This is a genomic window from Marisediminitalea sp., assembly GCF_984433645.1.
The window spans coordinates 15,709-31,609 of sequence record NZ_CFIDRX010000027.1 but is presented as its reverse complement, the minus strand read 5'-3'; the positions used below and the strand labels follow the sequence as shown (position 1 = coordinate 31,609).

General features: G+C 48.3%; 16 protein-coding genes and 1 pseudogene. 1 reads left to right on the top strand and 16 read right to left on the bottom strand.

Annotated elements, in window-relative coordinates; genetic code table 11:
- Nucleotides 1-97: 97 nt before the first annotated feature.
- The 13 genes from ybgF to aspS all read right to left on the bottom strand — a co-directional run bounded on the left by ybgF (nt 98) and on the right by aspS (nt 11,299).
- On the bottom strand, nt 98-904 hold the full coding sequence (gene ybgF / locus AC4MRN_RS05785) for a tol-pal system protein YbgF (RefSeq protein WP_370240049.1): 807 nt from the start codon (nt 902-904) through the stop codon (nt 98-100).
- A 1-nt stretch (nt 905) separates the two neighbouring features.
- The gene (gene pal / locus AC4MRN_RS05780; protein WP_073325002.1) at nt 906-1,472 is read right to left on the bottom strand and encodes a peptidoglycan-associated lipoprotein Pal; all 567 of its coding nucleotides are present in this window, start codon (nt 1,470-1,472) and stop codon (nt 906-908) included.
- Between the two features lie 44 nt (nt 1,473-1,516).
- Complete coding sequence (gene tolB / locus AC4MRN_RS05775; protein WP_073325003.1) at nt 1,517-2,875, bottom strand: Tol-Pal system beta propeller repeat protein TolB; 1,359 nt, start codon at nt 2,873-2,875, stop codon at nt 1,517-1,519.
- Nucleotides 2,876-2,880: 5 nt separating this feature from the next.
- A complete protein-coding gene (gene tolA, locus AC4MRN_RS05770; protein WP_255053833.1) occupies nt 2,881-3,657 on the bottom strand; it encodes a cell envelope integrity protein TolA in 777 nt (258 codons plus the stop codon).
- Nucleotides 3,658-3,669: 12 nt separating this feature from the next.
- Nucleotides 3,670-4,092 (bottom strand): protein TolR, encoded by a 423-nt coding sequence (tolR, locus tag AC4MRN_RS05765; protein WP_155015301.1) that lies wholly within the window; start codon nt 4,090-4,092, stop codon nt 3,670-3,672.
- 27 nt (nt 4,093-4,119) lie between these two features.
- Nucleotides 4,120-4,803, bottom strand: a complete 684-nt coding sequence (gene tolQ, locus AC4MRN_RS05760) for a protein TolQ (RefSeq protein ID WP_491202739.1) — start codon at nt 4,801-4,803, stop codon at nt 4,120-4,122.
- A complete protein-coding gene (gene ybgC, locus AC4MRN_RS05755; RefSeq protein ID WP_155015302.1) occupies nt 4,793-5,191 on the bottom strand; it encodes a tol-pal system-associated acyl-CoA thioesterase in 399 nt (132 codons plus the stop codon). The genes tolQ and ybgC overlap by 11 nt, the downstream gene beginning before the upstream one ends.
- Before the next feature lie 580 nt (nt 5,192-5,771).
- Entirely contained in the window at nt 5,772-6,770 is a 999-nt protein-coding gene (locus tag AC4MRN_RS05750; protein ID WP_491202738.1) for an NADP-dependent oxidoreductase, read from the bottom strand.
- A gap of 140 nt (nt 6,771-6,910) precedes the next feature.
- Entirely contained in the window at nt 6,911-7,912 is a 1,002-nt protein-coding gene (gene ruvB / locus AC4MRN_RS05745; RefSeq protein ID WP_073325008.1) for a Holliday junction branch migration DNA helicase RuvB, read from the bottom strand.
- Between the two features lie 14 nt (nt 7,913-7,926).
- The gene (gene ruvA, locus AC4MRN_RS05740) at nt 7,927-8,556 is read right to left on the bottom strand and encodes a Holliday junction branch migration protein RuvA (RefSeq protein ID WP_155015304.1); all 630 of its coding nucleotides are present in this window, start codon (nt 8,554-8,556) and stop codon (nt 7,927-7,929) included.
- Between the two features lie 18 nt (nt 8,557-8,574).
- Nucleotides 8,575-9,096 (bottom strand): crossover junction endodeoxyribonuclease RuvC, encoded by a 522-nt coding sequence (ruvC, locus tag AC4MRN_RS05735; RefSeq protein ID WP_073325010.1) that lies wholly within the window; start codon nt 9,094-9,096, stop codon nt 8,575-8,577.
- Nucleotides 9,093-9,533, bottom strand: a complete 441-nt coding sequence (nudB, locus tag AC4MRN_RS05730) for a dihydroneopterin triphosphate diphosphatase (protein WP_073325011.1) — start codon at nt 9,531-9,533, stop codon at nt 9,093-9,095. Before nudB ends, ruvC begins: the two co-directional genes overlap by 4 nt.
- Nucleotides 9,533-11,299 carry an aspartate--tRNA ligase gene (gene aspS, locus AC4MRN_RS05725; protein WP_491202737.1) on the bottom strand — a complete coding sequence of 589 codons (1,767 nt, stop codon included), beginning with the start codon at nt 11,297-11,299 and terminating at the stop codon, nt 9,533-9,535. Before aspS ends, nudB begins: the two co-directional genes overlap by 1 nt.
- 219 nt (nt 11,300-11,518) lie before the next feature.
- Here aspS and AC4MRN_RS05720 point away from each other — a divergent pair.
- Nucleotides 11,519-12,409, top strand: a pseudogene (locus AC4MRN_RS05720) (DUF72 domain-containing protein).
- A 6-nt stretch (nt 12,410-12,415) separates the two neighbouring features.
- Here AC4MRN_RS05720 and AC4MRN_RS05715 read toward each other — a convergent pair.
- The 3 genes from AC4MRN_RS05715 to AC4MRN_RS05705 form a co-directional block, all read right to left on the bottom strand.
- Nucleotides 12,416-13,840 carry a hypothetical protein gene (locus tag AC4MRN_RS05715; RefSeq protein ID WP_491202736.1) on the bottom strand — a complete coding sequence of 475 codons (1,425 nt, stop codon included), beginning with the start codon at nt 13,838-13,840 and terminating at the stop codon, nt 12,416-12,418.
- Nucleotides 13,841-13,998: 158 nt separating this feature from the next.
- Nucleotides 13,999-15,339 carry a sigma 54-interacting transcriptional regulator gene (locus AC4MRN_RS05710; protein ID WP_073325015.1) on the bottom strand — a complete coding sequence of 447 codons (1,341 nt, stop codon included), beginning with the start codon at nt 15,337-15,339 and terminating at the stop codon, nt 13,999-14,001.
- Complete coding sequence (locus AC4MRN_RS05705; protein WP_370166353.1) at nt 15,336-15,842, bottom strand: hypothetical protein; 507 nt, start codon at nt 15,840-15,842, stop codon at nt 15,336-15,338. The genes AC4MRN_RS05710 and AC4MRN_RS05705 overlap by 4 nt, the downstream gene beginning before the upstream one ends.
- Nucleotides 15,843-15,901: the final 59 nt, after the last annotated feature.

Here is a 15,901-nt window from a genome sequence, read left to right as displayed (position 1 = left end):
TCATCGGATTTTGATCCTCTTACAGCTAATGTCAATCTCTTAACTGATCGGCATTAGCCACCTGGCTCCTTTTTTACAAATTAATGTGAAAAAGTGATCACAAACGCGCTTCAGCTAATTTTCTGGCTGACGAATTTGGATAATCATTAATCACTTGTTGGAACAATTGCTTAGCTTTTGCAACGTCACCTGTTTTTTCCGCAATCACACCAAGTTTGAGTAATGCGTCAGGACGCTTTGCTGAGTCGCTAAATTTATTTGCTACAACATCAAACTGTGCAGCCGCGTCTTGCCATTGTTGTTTATTAAACAACAACTGACCTAACCAATAGTGTGCATTGGGTGCATAACTACTGTCAGGAAAACGAGCAATGAATGCCTGGAACTCAGGAATGGCCTTATCATATTCTCTGGATTTGAGAATTAAGTTAACCGCTTTCTCATAAGCTTCAGATTCTGACAAGCCCGACATAGCCGGCGTGGTCGTTGCAGTGGTTGTGGAGGCCTGTGTTGGCGTGTTAGTAGCCGGTACAGTAACAGAACCACCCGCCCCGGCAGGTACAACAGCTGTTTCTTTCAGGGCTTCGACACGCTTGTCGATTTCCAGATACAGTTCCCGTTGACGATCCAGTACTTTTTGTAACTGGTTGGTATGGACCTCTACCGCACCGCGCAACTCATCTAATTCCAACTGCATATTGTCGATTTGCTGCTGGAGACGATGTTGCATTTCGGCTCTGTTCTTTACCTGTCTTTCAAGTACGGTCAGACGCGACTCAATGTCACTGTCGCCAACAGAATATACTGGCGCGCCATCTGACTGGCCGTGAGCGACCGGCAGACACAGCAAAGCCGTTGTTGCAACAACAACGGCTTTCAACACGTTACCTTTACGGTTCGTCATCTTACTGATAAACGATTACGCCACGGCGGTTCTGAGCAAATGCATACTCAGATGAACCCATTACCGCAGGTTTTTCTTCACCGTAAGACACAACAGTTACCTGGCTAGAGCTAACACCAGCATTTAACAGGTAAGTTTGTACTGATTGAGCACGACGCTCACCCAGTGCAATGTTGTACTCAGGCGTACCACGTTGGTCGCAGTGACCTTCGATTACTACTTTCTTACCTGGGTTTTTCATCAGGAATTCAGCGTGTTTTTGTAGTACGGGATAAAACTCAGACTTGATGTTTGAACGGTCAAAGTCAAAGTATACTGTTTGTTCATTTTGCAGCGCAGCTAAGTCACGCTTAGTTTGCTCTTCCTGCATTTTAACGCGCTGAGCAGCTTCCGCTTTAACTTTAGCTTCCTGGGCTTCTTGTTGCGCCTGCTCTTCAGCAGCTTGTTGCTGGGCGATACGGTTGCGTTCCGCCGCCAGTTCCTCTTCGCTAGGACCTGATGAACATGCCATCATAGTCACCACTGGCAGGGCGATGATGAAGCTCTTCATTACTTTATTCATTTGCATCCTCTTAATCCTTATACTTATTTATTTCTATGTACTCAAAAATGTTAAAACAAAAACGGTGACCAACTTGGCGATTTAACCTGCCCGTCAGCTGCCGGTAACCTCGCTTTAAAGCGCCCATCCAGTGACACTAAAGACAATACCTGGGTATCCCCGAATAATGTACTATAAATTATCATGCTTCCGTTCGGAGCGATACTAGGAGATTCATCTAAAAATGTTCTCGTGAGTACCTGAATTGCTCCACTTTTCACTTCTTGCCGTGCGATGTGATAATCACCACGGGTACGGTTAACCAAAACAATCTCGTCACCGTCTGGTGTAAAGGTGGCTCCAAGGTTCTGTTCACCCTCGAAGGTTAAACGTCTTACCATGCCAGTATCTAAATTTACGCGATAAATCTGTGGTTTACCACCCCGTTCGGAGCTAAAAATCAGACTCTTACCGTCTGGAGACCAACTTGGTTCCGTATCGATTGCTCTATTTCGGGTGACACGGCGCAGATTTCTACTGGCTAAATCCATCACATACACTTCGGGATTGCCGTCTTTCGACAATACCATCGCCATCTGTTTTCCGTCAGGAGAAAACACCGGGCTGCCATTTATGCCTGGAAAATCAGTAATTTTCTCGCGCTGCATGGTGTAAATATCCTGAATAAAAATCTGTGGGCGTTTATTCTCAAAACTCACATAAGCCAGCTTATTGCCGTCCGGTGACCAGGATGGCGACATCAGCGGCTCTGGCGATGAAAGCAAACGCGTTTCATTGAAGCCGTCATAATCTGAAATCACTAACTGATAAGGCAGCTTCTCTTTTTCACGGTCACGCACAATAACGTAAGCAATGCGGGTCAAAAACGCGCCGCGAACGCCAGTTAGCTTTTCATACACAACGTCGCTGATTCGGTGCGCGTATTGTCTGAAGTCGCCGCCGCCAATGACTACCTGACGTTGGTCAACAATATGGTCTTTGCTGTTTACCAGTGTGCCGTCACTGCCCAGCACCTTGGACTCACCGCCAGTGATCTGGCCTCGCAGCACATCAATAATTTCAAACGACACCAAGTAGCGGTCAACGCCTTCACTTTCAATTTTACCTACAACAATGGTATCCAGTCCCATAGACGCCCACGCTGCGTAGTCGACTTCGGCGTCCGTAGACGGATACTGTGGCATGGATGCCGGAACAACCGGGTTAAACTTACCGCTTCGACGCAAATCTGCCATAACAACGTCGGTCAGGTTGTCTGGTAACATGCCCTCGCCCTGCCACTTAAATGGCACCACGGCAATGGGTCTGGCGCTATCTACCCCTTCAGTGATCACAATTTCCAATGCGGCATGCAATGTCCCGATGCAACTTAGGTATGTCAACGCTATCCACAGACCCAATTTTTTCATAGGCTCTACAACTCCACCTTCAAATTAATGTTTTTCAATTCTTCATAGACTGCCGGGTCATCAGACACTGGCAGTCTGTCTGGTCGTAATACCGCACTTTGCGCAGCACGACACAGAGCAGGATCACCATCAAGAACAGATACTTTGGTAACCAGACCGGTTGTCGCCAATCTAATATTCAATCTACAGCTCTTTCCTTTGAAGTCAGCATTCAGATAACGCTTAATCGTCTGGTGGATTAACGCCTGATACCGCTCCTTTTCCGACAATACATGTTGTCGGCGTTGTTGCTGCATGGCTTCCTGCTCTTTGGCAAGCTGCTCTTGCATAATTCTTTCCATTTCTGCGCGCTCGGCTGCTTCTTTTTCCTTGCGCGCCTTTTCTGCCTTCTCGGCTTCTTCCCTTTCTTTACGCTCCCGTGCCTTTTCTTCAGCTAAACGACGTAACTCAGACTGACGCTTTGCTTCGGCGGCTTCTTTTGCCGCTTTTTCCTGCCGGGCCTTGCGTGCCGCCGCTTCGCGACGACGTTTATCTTCAGCGGCTTTCTGCTTTCTCTGCTCTTCAGCCCTTGCCTGTGCTTCAGCCTGAGCCTGGGCGCGCTGGGCATCAGCAATCGCTTGCGCATCAATAAATGTGGCTTTAATAACAACAGGTGCCGCGGTATTGGAAACCACAGGCATAATGGGTGATGAAGACAAACTGACGCTAATTAGCAACAGCATGGCTATCACAACATGTAAGCCAAAGGATTTCAATAACGCGTTTTTGTCAGCTTCAGTCACTTAAGTAGCCCGTTATTTTTCAACCGGGTCTGTCATCAGACCTACTGAGGGGACACCCGCTTTTTGCAATAACACCATTAACTGAATGACTTCGCTGTAGGCCACCGCACCATCACCCTTGACTACCACAGGTGTATCCGGGGCCTTTTCCAACTGGGCCTGAACTAACGCGGCCATATCATCGCCATCAACGGCTTGCTCCTGGTTGTCACCCAGATTCAAATAATAGTCTCCCTTCACATCAACTGACGCAATAATAGGCGGGATATCTTGTTGCTCAATAGGCTGAGCGCTGGCTTTAGGCAAATCGACCTTCACGCCCTGCGAAATTAATGGGGCTGTAACCATAAAGATAATAAGCAGCACCAACATAACATCAATGTAGGGAACCACATTGATTTCAGAGACCGGGCGACGACGCTTTCTAACGTACATAGTGAATTCTCCCTGCTAACGGCTGAATTAGCCGTTCGATTGTGCAGCTAATGCCTGACGCTGCAAAATGGCAGAAAACTCTTCCATAAAGTTGCTGTAGCTGTTTTCCAGTTTTTCAACCTGATGACTGAATCGGTTATATGCAACAACTGCTGGTATTGCGGCAAACAAACCAATCGCCGTCGCAATCAGGGCTTCAGCAATACCGGGCGCCACCATCGACAAGGTAGCCTGCTGTACTTCACCCAGTGCGATAAATGAATTCATGATCCCCCATACGGTGCCAAACAAACCGATATAGGGACTAATTGAGCCGGCGGTTGCTAAAAACGATAACCGGCTTTCAAGATTGTCTACTTCACGGGACAGGGCCACGCGCATCGCGCGATATGTACCATCCACAATCACGTTGGCATTGGTATTACTTTTGCGAAGTCGGACGAACTCTTTGAAACCGGCACAGAAAATATTCCCCATACCCCGCACGTCCTCTTCGGCAGATAACTGCTGATACAGACGGTTGAGGTCGGCACCTGACCAAAACTCATCTTCAAATTCCTGCATGGATTTGCGCGCGCCGGACAGCGCTTTTTGGCGTTGAAAAATAAACGCCCAGGAGGCAACGGATACGCTGAGAAGCAGCAGCATTACCAGTTGAACAACGAAACTTGCCTGTAAGAACAAGCCAATAAATGTTAAATCAGATGACACGCGAAAGTTCCCCTAAAATAGCCTTAGGTAGCCGACGTGGCCGCATTGAAGCCAAATCGACACAGGCAACCTGTACTTGCACGGTGACCAACAGCTGGTCCTGTGCATTTTTTATCTCTTGTTGAAATGTCATACTAGCGCCTTTCAATTCTACAATGTGGGACTGAATACTCAACAGCTGATTAAAGCGAGCTGGCGCAAAGTTCTGCATTTCGACCTTTTTGACGACAAAAGCGGTGTTTTGTTCCAATAAAACATCCTGCTCAAACCCCAATGCCCGCAACCACTCAGTGCGAGCGCGTTCTGCAAACTTTAAATAGTTCGCATAATAAACAATACCGCCCGCATCGGTGTCTTCGTAATAAACGCGTACCTGTAGTGTGTGCACAACGTCAGCTCCCTTTGTTTTTATTGGGCGCAATAGTAGAAGATAGAAGCGTGATGAGTCCAGTGTGGTCAACCACTGAATTTCATTTATTAAACAAAGTTTACGAGATAAACAGGCACTAAAAGACTGTACATTGGAACGGTACAGCAGTTCTGAGGTTTTGACAGCCGCACAATTGGGGCTATGCAATGCGCATTTTAAGATACATTAATTAATTCTATGTCATATCGCATAAAAAAGACGTTTTATCGCAAGACCTCTATTTTTATGAGGTGCAGAGCAAAAGACTTTAATTAACACAACATTAACAGATTAGTTTTTCTAATTTGAAACTGAAATTATTCTCAATTGTCGAAACGCAACAACTCTCTATAATACGCATCATCAAGTCGACACAAGACGAGTTCTTATTGAATTTCCTGTTAGACATGAGTTCCCTGGATTTTTTCCTTCAACACTTGTTGTTCTCAGCCCGCTTCAATGAAGCGGGTTTTTTTTACCCTTTTTTCAGTCATTTCCCTGACCTGAGATTGAGCGTCCGAGAGTTTGAACTAACGAACGCAAACCAGAATTAAAGATGTTAGAGTTCTACGACCATCTTGCCGCGATTTTCTCCACTAAACAGCATGTTTAACCCTTTTACTGCGTTATTGAGTCCTTTAACAGTGTGAGCCCGGTATTTAATTTTACCCTGCTGCACGTAGGGCGTAAGCTTCGCCAGAATTTGTGGAATTTCCCCCCAATGATCAGGCATCGCAAACCCTTGAATAGTAATACGCTTCTTAATCAGCGGGATCCAGTTTGGACCTGGCGAAGGTGTGGCTGACTGATAATCTGCAATCATGCCACACACAACAATACGGCCATGGGCATTCATGCGATCGACAATAAGCTGTTGAATTGGGCCGCCGGTATTTTCAAAAAACACGTCAATGCGATTCGGCGTCAGTGCTGTTAACTGGCCAGCCAGGTCTTCAGATTTATAGTTTATGGCGCCATCAAAACCCAGTTCATTCACGATCCACTCCGCTTTTTCATCACTACCAACCACGCCAATGACTCGCAAGCCGTCAGCTTTGGCCAGTTGACCCACAATGGTGCCTACCGAGCCCGCGGCGCCGGTAACAATGAGAGTTTCACCCGCCTTGGGCTTACCAAACTGATACAACCCCGTCGTTGCCGTAAGTCCGGGTAACCCAAATACGCACAATGCCATTTCAGCACTTACGCCGGGCTGCAATTTGTTGAACCCCTGACCATCGGAGACCAGGTATTCCTGCCAACCGGTCATGCCCAGCACCTTATCTCCAACAGCAAAGTCAGGGTGATTCGATTCAACCACTTCACCTACACCACTGGAGCGCATTACTTCACCGATTTCAACTGGGGGAATATAACTACCGCGATCTTCACTCATCCAGCCCAACATCGCAGGGTCCAGTGACATATGCGTTTGTTTGATTAATAGCTGGCCCTCAGCAGGACTGGGTATTTCCTGTTCTTTTGTTTCGAACAAATAGTCCCCTATTTCTCCGTTTCTTGGTCGGTTTACCAACACCATGGATTGATAAGTTGTCATGTTTGTCTCCGTTATCAGATGCCTGCTCACACTAACAAATTGACTACATAAATATAAAATTAAATTTACTTATTGGAGAGTATTAGCAGTACAAAGGCGGTGCGCTGTTGGTTAGGTTACCAACAGCGGATTCTGACAGGTTACTCTGGCTGAAAGCCCAAATGCAGGAACGCTCTTGATGTCGCGATTCGACCGCGAGGAGTGCGTTGCAGGAAACCCTGTTGGATTAAGAAGGGCTCAATAACGTCTTCAATGGTTTCTTTTTCTTCACCAATGGCTGCAGCCAGGTTTTCAAGACCGACTGGTCCGCCACTGAATTTCTCGATGATAGCTGACAGCAACTTGCGGTCCATGTAGTCGAATCCCTCTTTATCGACATCAAGCATGTCCAGTGCAGCAGCCGCTATGTCACCATTTACCTGGCCGTTTGCTTTGATTTGCGCGTAGTCACGCACGCGGCGCAAAAGCCTGTTCGCAATTCGTGGTGTGCCTCGTGAACGTTTGGCGACTTCAAACGCGCCACTCTGGTCCATGTCCAGCTGCAAATAATGTGCGCTGCGCGCCACAATATCCGTTAAGTCCTTTACCGAATAGAATTCCAATCGTTGCACGATACCGAACCGATCGCGTAACGGCGATGTCAGTGAGCCTGCCCGAGTCGTAGCGCCAACCAAAGTAAAGGGGGGTAGATCCAGTTTAATTGAGCGCGCTGCCGGCCCTTCCCCAATCATGATATCCAGTTGGTAATCTTCCATGGCCGGATAGAGAATTTCTTCCACCACCGGACTCAATCGATGGATTTCATCAATAAACAACACATCATTGCGTTCGAGGTTGGTTAACAGCGCAGCGAGGTCGCCGGCTTTTTCCAATACCGGGCCCGAGGTGGTTTTAATATTCACCCCCATTTCGTTGGCTACGATATTCGCTAAGGTGGTTTTACCCAAACCTGGCGGGCCAAATATCAATAAATGGTCCAACGCGTCTTCACGCTGCCGCGCTGCCTCAATGAAGATTTCCATCTGATCACAGACATGCTGTTGGCCAGTGTAATCCTCGAGCAGTTTTGGGCGAATTGCGCGATCTATGACGGCATCTTCATCATTTTCGCTAGAGGAAATTAACCGATCGGCTTCAATCATACTGGGTCCCGTTTTTACAACGACGCTTTAAGTGCCTGACGAATAAGCGCTTCGCTGCTCATGCCGTCGTCAAACACACTGTTCACCATCTTACTAGCCTGCGGCGGCTTGTAACCCAAGGCCACCAGCGCACTCACCGCTTCTTCTTTAACATCATTAACCGGCACAAACGTGTTGGTATTAGCTGCATCCGGGTCCTGCCCTAACGTGAAGGTGTCAGGTGTAGGCAGAGACTGGGTAAATTTAGCCAGTCTGTCGCGCAATTCAACCACCAATCTTTCCGCGGTTTTCTTGCCTATGCCCGGTAGTGACGTTAGCGCAGACACATCTTCATTTTGAACAACTTGTAAAAATTGCGATGCTGACATGCCAGACAAAATGGCTAACCCCAACTTGGGCCCCACGCCATTGGCTTTAATAAGTTCGCGAAACAATCCACGTTCCAGTTTATCTGCAAAACCAAACAACAGCTGGGCATCTTCCCGCACCACAAAATGGGTATACAAGGTACACGCCTCACCCACATTCGGCAGTTGGTAAAAGCTGGTCATCGGCAGTTGTAATTCGTAGCCGACGCCCGCTACATCAATTAGAACCTCTGGTGGTGCTTTCTCTAATAAAACACCGTGAATTCTACCAATCATGGTGACTACATCACTCCGTTATCGCAAGCGACCGCGCACCGTCTTACGTGCCTGACCAGCCAGCTTGACTAAATTCTGTTCACTGTGAGCGTGACATAAAGCAACTGCCAACGCATCTGCAGCATCGGCCTGAGGGGTGCCTGACAGGTTAAGTAAATGCTTAACCATATGCTGTACCTGCGTTTTGTCTGCGCCCCCGGTGCCCACCACCGCTTGTTTAATTTGCCGCGCGGAGTACTCATGCACTCCCATACCGGCTTGTGTAGCGGCAATCATAGCAGCGCCCCTGGCATGACCCAGCTTTAACGCTGAATCCGGGTTACGGGCTAAAAATACTTGCTCTATGGCCAGACAGTCCGGACTAAACTGAGCAATTAATTCACTCACACCCACAAAAATCTTATCTAATCGAGGCGCCAGGGGTTTGTCAGTTAAACGAATACAACCACTCGCAACATAGCTTAATTTGCCCTGCTGTCGCCTGATTAATCCGTAACCGGTTACCCGGGAACCTGGATCTATACCCAGTATTACCATTATTTTGGCTCGGGCACAAATGCCAGAATGGCGTTGCGATTTGAAGGCGACCAGACACGTGCCAACGCCTCGGGCTTATCGAGCCATTCATAGGCAGAATGTTCGGTTAAAATAATGCGGGAATCAGAAGGAATTTGCGTAACGAAAACATATTCCGTATTCACAAAATTATCGGGGGGATAACGATGCTGCCATTCTTTGCGGATCTCGTACTGATTCACATGCTGGCAATCTACAATGTCGCCTGACTGAGGCGACAGATTTACCCCCGTCTCCTCGCCTACTTCGCGGTATGCCGCCGCAATGGGCGACTCTCCGGCTTCAATGGTACCGGTCACCGATTGCCAGAAGTCCGGGTCGTCGTTGCGCTGCATCACCAGTACCTGACTGTGCTCGTTATAGAGCACAACCAGGACTGATTCAGGACGCTTGTACGTCATTATTCCGCGCTGTCTTTTTTAACAGTGGCAATGGCCAGATCAGCTAACTGCTGAGGATTAGCCGGGCTTGGGGCATCAGTAAGCGGGCAAGCTGCCGTGGTCGTTTTGGGGAACGCCATGACATCGCGAATTGAACTGGCGCCCGTCATCAGCATAACCAAACGGTCCAGACCAAACGCCAAACCGGCGTGTGGTGGCGCACCAAAACGCAATGCTTCTAACAGGAAGCCAAACTTCAATTCCGCTTCTTCTTTATCTATACCCAAAATACTGAACACCGCTGACTGCATGGACTGGTCGTGAATACGCACAGAACCGCCACCCAGTTCAACACCATTTAATACCATGTCATAGGCGTCAGAAATTGCGTTCACCGGATCCGCAGCCAGTTCTTCCGGCGTCATACCACGTGGAGAGGTAAACGGATGGTGCAGTGCATGCAATTGGCCATCAACTTCTTCAAACATGGGGAAATCCACAACCCAAAGAGGTCGCCACTCGCCTTCCAGTAGTTCGAAATCTTCACCCAGCTTAAGACGCAGTGCGCCCATCGCTTCCGTAACCACGGTGTAGCTGTCGGCACCAAATAGCAGGATATCGCCATCCTGAGCGCCGGTGCGAGCCAGGATGCCGTTAACAATTTCTTCGTTCAGGAACTTCAGAATTGGCGACTGCAAACCGTCGAGGCCAGCAGCCACGTCGTTGACTTTAATCCAGGCCAAACCTTTGGCGCCGTAAATGCCAACAAACTTCGTGTATTCGTCAATTTGCTTGCGAGACAAGCTTGCACCACCCGGAACACGGATAGTCGCTACGCGTCCTTTCGGGTCATTCGCCGGGCCGCTGAACACTTTAAAATCGACAGCGGCGAGTAAATCTGCAACGTCGGTTAATTCCAGCGGGTTGCGCAGATCGGGTTTATCACTGCCGAAACGTTGCATGGCTTCGGCGTAGGTCATACGCGGGAAGTCACCTAAATCAACGTCCAGCATTTGCTGGAACAGGTCACGAATTAAGCCTTCCGTAATGCTCATTACGCCGTCGGCATCGAGAAACGTCGTTTCCAAATCGATTTGGGTAAATTCTGGCTGGCGATCCGCACGTAAATCTTCGTCTCGGAAACATTTTACGATTTGATAGTAGCGGTCCATACCAGACATCATCAGTAGCTGTTTAAACAACTGAGGTGATTGTGGTAATGCAAAAAACTCACCCTTGTGCGTCCGGCTTGGCACCAGGTAATCACGAGCACCTTCAGGTGTTGCTTTCGTCAGGATGGGCGTTTCAATATCTAAAAAGCCATCGCCCTCCAGATAACGACGTACCGCCGCCGTGACTTTTGCGCGAAACTGCAGGCGCTGGCTCATTAGCGGGCGACGCAGGTCCAGGTAACGATAACGCAGGCGCTGCTCTTCGGAGTTTTCCTGATTCCAGTCCAGCGGTAATACTGCAGATTTATTGAAGATCTCCAGTCCGGTGCCAATGATTTCAATTTCGCCGGTAGCCATTTGCGCGTTCACCTGTCCTTCAGGACGGGCACGCACCGTACCGGTAACCTTCACGCAGAATTCACTGCGCAGGGTATTAGCAATCGCTTGAACTTCAGGAAGATCCGGGTCGAACATGACCTGTACGATCCCTTCGCGGTCTCGTAAATCGATAAAAATCAGGCCGCCTAAATCGCGACGCTTATTTACCCAGCCACACAGTGTGACGGTTTGGCCAATGTAAGATGCAGTAATATTCCCACAGTAATCTGTGCGCATGGTCTCAGACCCCTAATTTCTTGAGCGTTTACGCCCAAAGCCACAGGAAGATACAGGTTTGACGCCAATTCACGTTATGGCTCATGCCCTGCCGGCTTTGCAGCGTTTTTGTTATCATTGAGTTTCGCGAACCGGTGTATAAAATGCCTGAAAAGCGACCATTCATTGCCGATTAGCGGTAAAGGTCGCATAGTATAAACAAATGCATGGCAAAGCCCAATGACAAATATCCAAACACCTCAAATATTGCCGGAAGTCTGTATAGGCTTGCCTCAATGGCAGCACGGGCGTTGGCCGACAACCTGGTTCGGTCACAGCAAAGGAACCAGCCTGGGTCGCTATGCAACGCAATTAAACAGTGTGGAAGGCAATACAACGTTTTACCACTTACCCACACCAGACACAGTACTTACCTGGCACAAATCAACGCCCGCTGCATTTCGGTTTACGTTCAAGTTTCATCGCAGTATCAGTCACGAGGGACGGCTAAGCCAGAATATTCCAATGGCCTGTCAGTAACTTACTTTACTGAGTTCCCTTGAAGAAAAGCTTGGCCTGGTTATGCTGCAGTTACCGGCCAGTTTTGGCCCCGCTGGCTTGGCTGAGTTAGACACGTTTTTGGCTGGCTTACCCAAGGCTTTTCGCTATGCCGTGGAAGTTCGACATTTAACGTTCTTCGCCAAAGGTGATGATGAAAAGGCACTTAATCGTTGCTTGATGCGCTACAATGTTAACCGGGTCATTATGGATACCAGAGCGCTGTTCAGCGGCCCGGTTGATTGCGAGCTCACAGCAGAGGTTCGCACCAAGAAACCCAGAGTACCGGTAAATGTCATAGCAACGGCCGATCAGCCTGTAATGCGTTTTGTGGGCAATAACGATGATGCAGACAACGAAGCCTGTTTACAGCCGTGGGTAACAAAGTGCCACCAATGGCGGCAGCAGGGCAAAACCTGCTATTTGTTCTTCCACCGTCCGGACAATCAGGATGCGCCTTGGCTGGCTCAGCAGTTTATCCGGTTATACAACAGCCAGTTTACTGAGCATGCATTGCCTTTGCTCAGCTTTAATCCTGAGCAAACGGATACAGCACAATCCTCGCTTTTTTAACGCCGTCTACCCCGAGCGTCTGCGGCGTCGCGAACTTTGCTTTTTATTTTTCAGGCGCACATAAAAATAGCCTAAACCAGCAATAATCAAGGTAAGTAGACATACGATACCAATCAGCAAATTATTGAAAGTGGCTTCCCGTGCTTTAGACTCTTTCTGAATTGCCAATGACTGACTTAACGAGGCAATTTCGCGCTGTGAACTGTGCTGAAGTGCAGCGAAGTCAGCAGAAATTTGTTCCATCGTCAGCGACAACACCCGATTGCGCTCTTCATCAATCCAGCCCAACAACGCTTCATATGCCTGTTCAGTCCCACGGATATCGTTTTGCGCTACGGCTAACGCCACCTGATTTAGCAAATGTTGACGAATAGTGAGGTACGCATCCTCTTCGCCTGCCAAAAGATCCTGAGAGATACCGGCTTGCAATTGCATTGCTGCGTCCAACTCGCCGGATTCGATAAAGTACGTGACCTTGTCTAACACAAACAGACGACGCGGAGTTAACTGCGGGTATGCTAATAACCATTCGTCCAGTTTTGTCAGCCACCTTGTAACCATATCCATTTGCTGACGTTGCAAGCTAATGTGCATTAACCAAAAGCCAGCAGCGAATTGCGCCTGAATATTATTCGCTTCCACACCGGCATCTAACATACGCATGGCAACAGCTTCGATGTCATCCCATTTACTTTCCGCCGCCATAATCGACAGCATTTTATCGGTGAGATTAAACGGCATATTGCCAGATTGTGACTGCAGAAATGACACTAGCTGTTGTGATTTAGCTAATGCTTTGCTGTACCACTGCATATCCAGCAACAGCGAAATCTGCTTTTCAACGACTTCTCGCCACACCAGAAAATTAGAAAGCTGCCAGAATGCTTGCTGTGCCTGTTCCAAAAAATCCAGTGCCGACATGACATTGCCAGTTCGGCTGTCTGACATACCAATGTCATACAGGATAAGTGCTTTGTCAGTATCCTTTAGCCGGCGCGACAATAACGTCATTAATTGCTGTTTGGTTGCAAGCGTATCCCCCGGAGATACCGCCGCCTGATAAGCCAACACAGCACGCAATGCAAACCCCTGAGAGCGGTAATCCTGGGTGCGGGTAGCCATTTGCACGACCTGCTGAGCGTGCGCTTTCACCCCTTCAAACTCATTCTGTTTTGCAGCAAGCAACAGTTTATAGGCCAACACGGCATTTTCAGCAGTATCAGCTCGCAGCGCATTGGCATTTGCAATAAGCGTATCCAATTTACTTATTTGTAAGTCATAAGTTGTGGTTTTATCGCGGATAATGTCGTTGAGTTTACTGAGGATTTGACTTTCATTGACCGCTTGTGCAGACACAAGCAAAGGGAACAGCAAACATACAAGTGAAAAACAGCTTGTTAAGGTTTTAGCGATAGAAGGGCGTGCATCCATGTGAGTGTCGGGAGTTACATTACATATCGCGACACTATCCCACGCCAGACGGGCTTTGCCAACCGTTTCTGGTATATAGCCTGATAACGAAGTATGGCCCGTTTTATATACACAGGGCCAACACCTTGAATTTACGTAAATTTATTGTAAATAACAGTCTAACGGAAGTCGCCCGCGTCCAAATCATGCTTTTTCATGAGTTTGTGCATATCGGTACGGTTTCGGCCTGCCAACTCAGCAGCCCGGGTAACATTGCCGTCCGTCATTTTCAGTAATTTAAACAGATACTTTTGCTCAAACGCATCTCTGGCCTCTGTGAGAGTGGGCCAGCTTTGACGAGTAGCAGACAGTGCCTGTTCTACCAGGTGCAACGGGATCACTGGGGTCTGGGTTAACGCTACACACTGCTCTACCACGTTAACCAACTGACGCACGTTGCCGGGCCAGTCACTTTTCACCATAAGTTGCAACGCATCCTCAGAAAACTGAGACACCTTAACACCGTGACGTTCAGCGCTTTGTTTCAGCAAAGAACGTGCTAACAGCGGAATGTCTTCAGAGCGCTCTTTCAGCGCAGGCAATTTGAGGTTCACGACATTCAAGCGATAGAACAAGTCCTCGCGGAAACTGCCCTCTTCCATTTCTTTGTGCAAATCTTTATGCGTTGCTGAAATCACCCGGACATCAATGTCTACTGACTTGCTGCTGCCAACCGGACGAATTTGACGCTCTTGCAAAGCACGTAGCAATTTTACCTGCAATGTCATTGGCATGTCGCCAATTTCGTCCAAAAACAGAGTGCCGCCGTGCGCTTCTCTGAATAAACCGCCGTTCGCCTGCACCGCGCCGGTAAACGCGCCTTTCACGTGGCCGAACAGCTCTGACTCCAACAAGTTTTCGGGCAACGCGCCACAGTTAATAGCAACAAAAGGGTTGCCCGCGCGGTCGCTGGCTCGGTGAATCGCGTTCGCAAGCAGTTCTTTACCAGTACCACTGGCACCAGTGATCAGTACGCTGACTTCGCGTTTGGCAATCCTAAAGGCCTGATCGAGCACATGCAGCATGTCTGCTGAGCGGGTAATAATGTCCTTACACCATTCACCCGGCTCTGCTGCTTTGGACTGTTGAAGTGCCCGACTGAGTAACTCACGCAGTTTTTCATGCTCGACCGGTTTGGTTAAAAATCCAAACACACCGCGTTGCGTTGCCTCAATAGCATCAGAGATAGTGCCATGCGCGGTCATTAAAATAACCGGAATGTCGGAGCGGATAGCCATAATCTCTTCAAACAGGCTAAGTCCATCCAATCCCGGCATGCGCAAATCGCTTAACACTAAATCAAAACCACCGTTTTGAATCTTTTTTAACGCTTCCTGACCATCTTCTGCCGCGGTCACGTCGTAACCTTCGCTTTGCAGACGAATTGTCATCAGTCGCAATAAGCTACTGTCATCATCGACTAACAGAATATGTGACTTAGGGTTGTCTTTACTGGTCATTGTTCTGTTTCCTCCTGATTCATCAGGTTCGATTCAATGTTCATCAGCGCTTCAAGTTGCGCTTTAAGCTGTTGAATCTGTTGTTCCTGGCTAGTCAGTGTCTTGTCCTGCTGATTATTAATGTTGCTAAGTATTGTCACCGCTGATTCGAGCTCAAGCATGTGGCCGCTGGGTTTTGCCACCACCGTATTCAACCAGTTTTGCGCACTGGCAGACAGCGAAGGCGTAACCTGCTCAACCCAGTGTTGCGCTCGCAACCTGGCTTTATAAGGGGTATTGACCGGCTGGGACAAAATAATCTTCTGCAATAACTGGTCGGGTGTGTCAGCCAGACTCTCAATTAACGCCTGACGGTCCGGCCAGCTCAATTTGTCGACCTGTATCCAGTAATCCTGCCAAAAATCCAGCTCACAACGGGCTTCATCTTTTGGCTCGACTGCAAAAACACAGTCGCTTTCAACCACCATTTGAAATGCTTCTGTATTATCTGAGACGTCTGTCACGGGTGGTTCCGAGGGCAACAACTGACACCCACTCAACCCAATAAATACAACTAATACGC